The sequence below is a fragment of the Acidovorax sp. LjRoot204 genome, assembly GCF_056175785.1.
The window spans coordinates 1-7,707 of sequence record NZ_JBGFFF010000178.1; the positions used below are offsets into that span (position 1 = coordinate 1).

8 protein-coding genes are annotated in these 7,707 nt (G+C 65.2%); 5 read left to right on the forward strand and 3 right to left on the reverse strand.

The window, feature by feature from the left end:
• The 3 genes from AC04MI_RS21475 to AC04MI_RS21485 form a co-directional block, all read left to right on the forward strand.
• Positions 1–791: ABC transporter permease subunit (locus AC04MI_RS21475; RefSeq protein ID WP_476498647.1), on the forward strand; the 791-nt coding region annotated here is incomplete at its 5' end.
• A 22-nt stretch (positions 792–813) separates the two neighbouring features.
• Positions 814–1,860: an ABC transporter permease gene (locus AC04MI_RS21480; RefSeq protein ID WP_476498648.1), complete on the forward strand. Its 1,047-nt coding sequence runs from the start codon at positions 814–816 to the stop codon at positions 1,858–1,860.
• The gene (locus AC04MI_RS21485; protein WP_476498649.1) at positions 1,857–3,566 is read left to right on the forward strand and encodes an ABC transporter ATP-binding protein; all 1,710 of its coding nucleotides are present in this window, start codon (positions 1,857–1,859) and stop codon (positions 3,564–3,566) included. The genes AC04MI_RS21480 and AC04MI_RS21485 overlap by 4 nt, the downstream gene beginning before the upstream one ends.
• A 130-nt stretch (positions 3,567–3,696) precedes the next feature.
• Here the strand turns inward: AC04MI_RS21485 and AC04MI_RS21490 are convergent, their stop codons facing one another.
• Positions 3,697–4,296: a lipocalin family protein gene (locus tag AC04MI_RS21490; protein ID WP_056064024.1), complete on the reverse strand. Its 600-nt coding sequence runs from the start codon at positions 4,294–4,296 to the stop codon at positions 3,697–3,699.
• A gap of 329 nt (positions 4,297–4,625) precedes the next feature.
• Between AC04MI_RS21490 and AC04MI_RS21495 the strand changes: the two genes are divergently transcribed.
• Positions 4,626–5,249 (forward strand): hypothetical protein, encoded by a 624-nt coding sequence (locus tag AC04MI_RS21495; RefSeq protein ID WP_207780551.1) that lies wholly within the window; start codon positions 4,626–4,628, stop codon positions 5,247–5,249.
• A 63-nt stretch (positions 5,250–5,312) separates the two neighbouring features.
• On the opposite strand, the gene AC04MI_RS21500 is transcribed toward AC04MI_RS21495, so the two are convergent.
• Both AC04MI_RS21500 and AC04MI_RS21505 read right to left on the reverse strand, forming a co-directional pair.
• Positions 5,313–5,663 carry a FlxA-like family protein gene (locus tag AC04MI_RS21500; protein ID WP_476498650.1) on the reverse strand — a complete coding sequence of 117 codons (351 nt, stop codon included), beginning with the start codon at positions 5,661–5,663 and terminating at the stop codon, positions 5,313–5,315.
• Positions 5,664–5,732: 69 nt separating this feature from the next.
• Entirely contained in the window at positions 5,733–6,632 is a 900-nt protein-coding gene (locus AC04MI_RS21505) for a LysR family transcriptional regulator (RefSeq protein WP_436077039.1), read from the reverse strand.
• A 125-nt stretch (positions 6,633–6,757) separates the two neighbouring features.
• Here AC04MI_RS21505 and AC04MI_RS21510 point away from each other — a divergent pair.
• A partial coding sequence (locus AC04MI_RS21510; protein ID WP_476498651.1) for a tripartite tricarboxylate transporter substrate binding protein occupies positions 6,758–7,707 on the forward strand: 950 nt, incomplete at its 3' end.

Sequence of the window (7,707 nt, forward strand, 5' to 3'; positions counted from 1 at the left end):
CTGCACATGAACGTTTTTTTCAGATGCTGGGCCAGTTCGCGCGTTTTGATCTGGGCAAGAGCTTCTTTCAGAACAAGGACGTGTGGCAACTGGTGGTCGAGAAGCTCCCGGTCTCCATCAGCCTCGGCCTCTGGACCTTCTTCATCAGCTACCTCGTCGCCGTGCCGCTGGGTGTGGCCAAGGCGGTGCGGGCCGGGTCGCGGTTTGACCTGGTGACCACGCTGCTCATCCTGCTGGGCTATGCCATTCCGGGYTTTGTGCTGGGKGTGGCGYTGCTGGTSATCTTYGGCGGGCAGCTGCAGTGGTTTCCGCTGCGSGGSCTCACGTCRSCCAACTGGGACGAGCTGTMCTGGGGYGCGCGCATCGTSGACTAYCTGTGGCACATCACGCTGCCGGTGATCGCCATGGTGCTSGGCAGCTTTGCCGTSACSGCCATGCTSACCAAGAAYKCSTTCCTCGAAGAGATCCGCAAGCAGTACGTGCTGACGGCCCGTGCCAAGGGCCTGAGCGAGCGGCAGGTGCTGTGGAAGCATGTGTTCCGCAACGCGCTCATCCCCATCATCACCGGGTTTCCCGCTGCCTTCATCGGTGCGTTCTTTGCGGGCTCGCTGCTCATCGAAACCCTGTTCTCTCTCGACGGCCTGGGCCTGCTCAGCTACGAGAGCGTGATCCGCCGCGACTACCCCGTGGTGCTGGGCACGCTGTATTTGTTCACGCTGATCGGGCTGGTCACCAAGCTTGTCAGCGACCTTTGTTATGTGTGGGTGGACCCGCGCGTGAAGTTTGACTAGCCCGAACGAACCCATGGCCCTGATGAGTTCTGCTCCCGCATCGCCTTCGCTCTCGCCCTCCCGCCGCGCGTGGCTGCGCTTCAAGCGCAATCGCCTGGGGTACTGGAGCCTGCTGATCTTCTGCGCCCTGGTGCTGGTGAGCCTGTGCGCCGAGCTGGTCAGCAACGACAAGCCTCTTATCGTGCGCTACGAGGGGCAAACCTACTTCCCCATGCTCAAGGACTACCCCGARAARACCTTCGGCGGAGACTTCGAGACACCAACCGATTACCTGGACCCCTTCGTCAAGGAGCGCCTCTCCGCTGGCAGCAACTGGGCGCTTTACACCTTGAACCCCTACGGCCCCAACACGCTCAATTACTTCGCCAAGGCACCCAACCCCTCGGCGCCCACGTCAGACAACTGGCTGGGGACGGACGACCGCGGACGTGACCTTCTGGCGCAGCTGCTGTACGGATTCCGCGTGAGTGTGCTGTTTGGTCTGGCGCTCACCATCACAGGCGTGTTGCTGGGCATGCTCACCGGCGCCATCCAGGGATTTTTTGGCGGCAAGAYCGACCTSGCGTTCCAGCGCTTCATCGARATCTGGGSCTCSATGCCCGAGCTSTATCTGCTCATCATCTTCAGCGCGGTATTCGCGCCCAGCATTGCGCTGCTGCTCATCTTGCTGAGCCTGTTTGGCTGGATGGGGCTGTCGGACTATGTGCGGGCCGAGTTCTTGCGCAACCGCCAGCTTGACTATGTGAAGGCGGCGCGCGCCCTGGGGGTGAGCAATGCCCAGATCATCTGGCGTCACATCCTGCCCAACAGCTTGACGCCCGTGGTCACGTTTTTGCCCTTCCGCATGAGCGGGGCCATCCTGGCGCTCACATCGCTGGATTTTCTGGGCCTGGGCGTGCCGCCCGGCACGCCCTCGCTGGGCGAGTTGCTCAGCCAGGGCAAGAACAGCATTGATGCGTGGTGGATATCGTTGTCCACCTTCGGCGTGCTGGTGGTCACCTTGTTGTTGCTGACCTTCATGGGGGACGCGCTGCGCGATGCCCTCGACCCGCGAAAGGCAGACCAATGACGTCCCCCACGCTCGGCACTGGCGTGTCCTCGCTGCCCCCCGAGGGGGCTCTCGCTGCCTTGGGGCGGCCCGGCGGCGGCTCGGCTGCGGGTCTGCCGCTGTTGAGCGTCCACGACCTGCATGTGCGCTTTGGCTCCAAAGAGGTGGTGCGCGGCGTCAACTTCACGTTGGCTGCGGGCGAAAAGCTGGCACTGGTGGGCGAGTCCGGCTCGGGCAAGACCATCACGGCGTTGAGCCTGCTGCGGTTGGCGGGCAATGCCGCCATCACCGGCCAGGCCCTGCTGCAAGGGCGGGGCGACCTGCTGGCGATGACCGAGCGCGAGATGCGCGGCGTGCGCGGCGGCGACATCGCCATGGTGTTCCAGGAGCCCATGACCGCGCTCAACCCGCTGATGACGATAGGCCAGCAGATCGCCGAAATCCTGTTGCTCAAGAAGGGGCTCACCGGCGCCCAGTGCGCGCAAGCCGCCATCGAGCTGCTGGCGCAAACCGGCATCCCAGAGCCCGCGCGCCGCGCCAACAGCTTTCCACACCAGCTCTCGGGCGGCCAGCGCCAGCGCGCCATGATCGCCATGGCCCTGGCCAGCGCGCCGAAGCTCTTGCTGGCCGACGAGCCCACCACCGCACTGGACGTGACCTTGCGCGGCCAGATCCTGGACCTGCTGAGCGACTTGCAGCGCCAGACCGGCATGGCGGTGCTGCTGATCACGCACGACCTGAACCTGGTGCGCCGCTTCGCCGACCGTGTGGCCGTGATGGAGCAGGGGGTGCTGGTAGAGCAGGGGCCAGTGGCCGAGGTGTTCGGCGCGCCCCAGCATGCCTACACCCGCCGCCTGATCGCCAGCCAGCCGCGCCGCGATGTGGTCGAGGCCGACCCACCCGCAGGCACTGCGCTGGTGGTGCAAACACAGGATCTGCGCGTGGTCTACCCCACGCCATTGCCGGGCATCAGGGGCTGGTTCAAGAAGGGCGAGTTTGTGGCCGTGCAAGGTGCCACGCTGCAACTGCTGCCCGGCCAGACGCTGGGCGTAGTGGGCGAATCCGGCTCGGGCAAGTCCACGCTGGCACAGGCCATCCTGGGGCTGCTCCCATACGCAGGTGAGTTGCAGGTGGGAGGGCAGGCGTGGCAACAGCCTGCCACGCGCAACACACCAGCCAACCAGCAGCTGCGCCGCCGGGTGCAGGTGGTGTTCCAGGACCCGTTTTCATCGCTGTCACCGCGTCTCACAGTCGAAGAGATCGTGGGCGAGGGCCTGAAGGTGCACGAGCCCACACTGACCGTGGCCCAGCGCCGCGTGCGCGTCGAGGCCGCGCTGGACGAGGTGGGCCTGGCCGAGACCCAGTACCCGCGTTTGCTCGAGCGTTACCCGCATGAATTCTCCGGCGGCCAGCGCCAGCGGCTGGCCATTGCGCGCGCCCTGATCGTGCAGCCCCAGGTGCTGGTGCTGGATGAGCCCACCAGCGCGCTCGATGTGACCATCCAGCAGCAGGTGCTGGGCCTGCTGCAGCGCCTGCAAAAAGAAAAGGGCCTGAGCTACTTGCTCATCACCCACGACGTGGAKGTGATCCGCGCCATGGCGCACGATGTGGTGGTGATGAAGGACGGCGCGGTGCTAGAAAGTGGCAGCGTGGCCGATGTGCTGGATGCCCCCCAGCACCCGTACACCCAGCGTCTGGTAGCTGCCGCCACAGTGCCTGGTGGGTGAGTTTCAGGCCAAATCTGCCGCAGGCGCTAGTGCAACATGCGCTGGCTGCTATCAATTTTGATTGTCTGGTGCCGTCGGCGCCGAGCTGTTCACTGGGCGCCGCAAGCCTTCAGGCCCCGCTGCGCTGTCATCAGGTCCTGACCGCCACCCGGCGCGCATGTTGCTCTGCACCGGGCTGCGCCCAGACGATCTTGCTCACATCCACTCCCAGGGCCCTCGCACGCTCCATCAGGTGTTCGCGCACATGCCAGGGCAGGGTGGGGGTGCGTGACAGTACCCACAGGTAGTCGGTGCTGGAGCCCACCACCATCGCCCACTGGTAGTTTTCGTCCAGCGCCACCACGTTGTAGCCGCCATAGAACGGTCCGAAGAACGACACCTTGAGTGCGGCCCGGTCGGGGCTGTCCACAAACTCTGCCCGGCCTTCGGCCTCTCTCCACTGCTTGCGCACCGGGTCGTACCCTCGGTTCACCACCTTGATGGTGTTGTCCGCGTTGCGGCTGTACGTGGCGCTGGCCTGGGTCAGCCCCCGCTCAAACGAGTTTTCAATGCGCGCCAGCTCGTGCCAGTGCCCTGCATACCGGTCCACGTCAAAGCCCGTGACGGGTTGCACGCCATCCGGTGTGCGTGGCGTCGAGCACGCTGACAGCACCAGCACGCCCATCAACGCAGCCGCGCCCACGATGAGCGGCCAGGGGGAGCGGCGAGGTGCGGTGCGGATGGCTTGCATGGTGGGTTCTCCTGTGGGTGGGTTCTGGTGGTGGGGCCACCGCGCTGGCTGTGCCCTTCTCCTCGCAACCGACTGTAGGGACCGTGGAATGCGCCCGGTGTAGGAAGGCGCTGGCGCACGGTGTCGGCGGTGTGGCGGGTCTGGTGTCCCTGTCCGGTTGTTGTCGCCGTGGCGTGGGCGTTGAGCAGCCCGCGTGTGGCATGTCCTGTGCGTTGTCATCGATGTATGCATGCAGCCTGCCCCGTGCGGGGTTAGAGTGCTGCAGGGCAACGGCAGTGCGGCCTCTCCATCTCCCCCGCGTTCGGCCGTTATGTTGTCAAGGAGGTCCCGTGAACCATCCCAGCTCTCCATCCCTTTCTGCGCTCCCTGCCGCCTCGGCACACGCGCAGCAACACAGTCTTGCTGCCGACGACCCGGCCACACGCAGCTACCAGCAGGCGCAGCGCAACGGCCTGCCGGGTGCATGGAGCTGTGGCTTGCACCTGGGGCCTCACCAGGTGCTCTGGGCTGCGGGGGCAGATACCCCCATGCCGTCCGTGCGGCTGAGTCTGCCGCTGGGTGGCGAGCGCACGGCGCGCCAGTTTTTCCGCCATGCCGTGCCCACACCTCTGGAACTGGAGAACGCCATTGCCGTAGTGGAGGATGAGGTCCATGTGGGCCACCAGCAACTGCAAGGCCTGTTGCCCGGCGGGCAGGTGTGGGCACCATGGTCTGCAGATGCGGCGTTGCATGACCTGGCCACCTTGGCGGGCGTGCCGCCGGGGGCCCAGCGCGTGCTGACGCTGGAGGTCATGGAGCGTCTTTTCAACCGCCTGGCCGCTGTGGCCGAAGGGCGCCCGGCCGCACACGAAGGCCTGCCGGAGGATCCTGTCTTTGCGGGCACGCTGCTGGTGTTGCGCGAGCTGATGCACCACCTGCCGTTTGCCACGCTGACCCTGATGAACAGGCCCTAGCCGTTATCCAAGACGGCGTGACGCTGCACGCTCCGCAGCATGTCCTCGCGCAGTGCCATAGCACTAAGCAAAGGTATCGACCGACTCTCCCAACCCCGGCAGGCTCTGCGGCTTGTTCGCCGGGGTGGATCGTGGCTGCTGGCTGGCCTTGGCCTGTTGCTGTGCCTGGGCTCGGTCCATCTGCTCTTGCTGCATCTGGCGCTGGATGGCTGCTATCTGTTGCTGCACCATCTGGATCTGGGYCTGCAGCAGTTTGACCTTCTCCTGCTTGGCCTTGGGCTCCATGTCCTGTCCGGCGACGTTGCGCAGTTCGTCGGTCAGTTCGCGCATCCGTTTTTGCAGCTTGTTGATGTTGCTGGCTGCACTGGCGCTGGACGCTGTGCCCGTCGAAGGGGTTGCACTTGAGATCTGCATGCTGTGTTATCGGCACATCCGCAGAAATCTCAAGCCGTGGCCCGTGCGATGACTTCAGCCTGCGGGCTTTCATACATGAGGCGGTGCCGAGAACCACTCCCGCAGGAAGTCCGTCAGCGCGCGCATCTTGGCCGACAGATCGCTGCGTGTGGGGTAGACCAGCGTCACGTCGGCCGCCGGCAGCGACCATGTTGGCAGCACGCACAGCAAGCGGCCTGCAGAAAGGTGGACCGCCACGTCCCATTCGGATCGCATCAGCACGCCGTGGCCCTCCAGTGCCCAGGTGGTGGCAGCTGCGCCATCGTTGGTGCTCAGCATGCCGCGCACCTTCACCGTCTCCTGGCGCTCGCCCTGGCGCAGATGCCAGGTGCCGTAGGTCTCGTCGCTTTCGCGGATCACGATGCACTGGTGGGCCAGCAGGTCCGCCGGTTGCACGGGCTCGCCTGCCTGGGCAAGGTAGGTGGGCGATGCGCACAGCACACGCCGGTTGGCGAGCAGTTTGCGGGCCGTGAGGCGTGAGTCCGGCAGGTCACCAAATCGCACGGCGGCGTCAAAGCCTTGTTCCACCAGATTCACGGGCCGGTCGGTCAGGTGCAGCTGCACCTCCACCTCGGGGTAGGCGCGTGCAAACGCCGACAGGGCGGGGGCAATGTGCATTCGGCCAAAACCCAGCGTGGCTGCCAGCTTGATGAGCCCGCGTGGCGAACTGCGCGCTCCAGCCACGGTGCGCTCCAGCGCATCCAGGTCGCCGAGGATGCGCGTGCCGTCGAGCAGGTAGGTCTCACCCTCGGGCGTCAGGCTCATGCGTCGCGTGGTGCGGCGCAGCAGCCGCACACCCAGCCGCCGTTCCAGCTGCGCCAGGCGCCTGCTGGCGGCCGGCGGAGTGATGCCCATCTGCTGGGCGGCAGCCGCGAGGCTGCCTTCCTTCATCAGYAGTGCAAAAAACCGCAAGTCGGAAAAAGCGTCCATGGGCTTGTGGGTGATTAGTGTGTTTGATTTACGAATGAAGTAATTTTGAATGACTTTATGTGAATCCTGCTCACTCATAAGATGCCACTGCAACACAACACAAGAACCTTGCAGGAGACAAACCCATGAACACATCCCATCCCTGGCGGGCACGAACATGGCGCGCCGTGGCCACGGCCGCACTGGCCTTGTCTGCCGCCGCTGGCGCATGGGCCCAGGCATACCCCGCCAAGGCCATCAAGCTCGTGGTGCCCTATGCACCCGGCGGTAGCGCGGACATTGCCGCCCGCCTGATCACCGACGAATGGGGCAAGGCCCTGGGCGGCTCGCTGTTCATCGAGAACAAGGGCGGCGCGGGCGGCAACATCGGCGTGGACATGGTGGCCAAGTCCGCACAGGACGGTTACACCATCGGCCTGCAGACCGTGTCCCTGGCCATCAACCCCAGCCTGACGGCCAAGATGCCCTACGACACCCTGAAGGACCTGGCCCCCATCGGCATGGTGGCCAGTTCGCAGCATGTGCTGGTGGTCAACAACGTGTTGCCAGCCAAGAACGTCAAGGAACTGGTGGCCCTGCTCAAGGCCAAGCCGGGGCAATACTCCTATGGTTCAGCGGGCGCGGGCAGCACCTTCCACATGTCAGCCGAGCTGTTCAAGGCCGTGGCAGGCACGCCCATCGTGCACATCCCCTACCGTGGTGGCGGCCCGGCCATGATCGACACCATGTCCGGCCAGGTGGCCATGAGCTTCCCGGTGCTGTCTGCAGCGCAGCCGCATGTGCAGGCGGGCAAGCTGCGCGCATTGGGTGTCACGGGCACGAAGCGTTCACCACTGATGCCCGACGTGCCCACCATTGCCGAGGCTGGCCTGCCGGGCTACACGTTTGAAACCTGGTTCATCGTGTTTGCGCCGGCCGGCACACCCAAGCCAGTCATCGATAAGCTCAACACCAGCCTGAACCAGGCACTCAACACCCCCGCTCTGAGAGAACGCATGGCCAGGGATGGATTCGACCCGACGCCTTCGACGCCAGAGCAGGCCCGTGCCCGGCTGGAGCTGGAAATGCCGCAATG

What these genes read in the sequence shown, in the direction of transcription:
- AC04MI_RS21490 (WP_056064024.1), bottom strand. Translation starts at nt 4,296, where the DNA reads ATGCAAGCCATCCGCACCGCACCTCGCCGCTCCCCCTGGCCGCTCATC.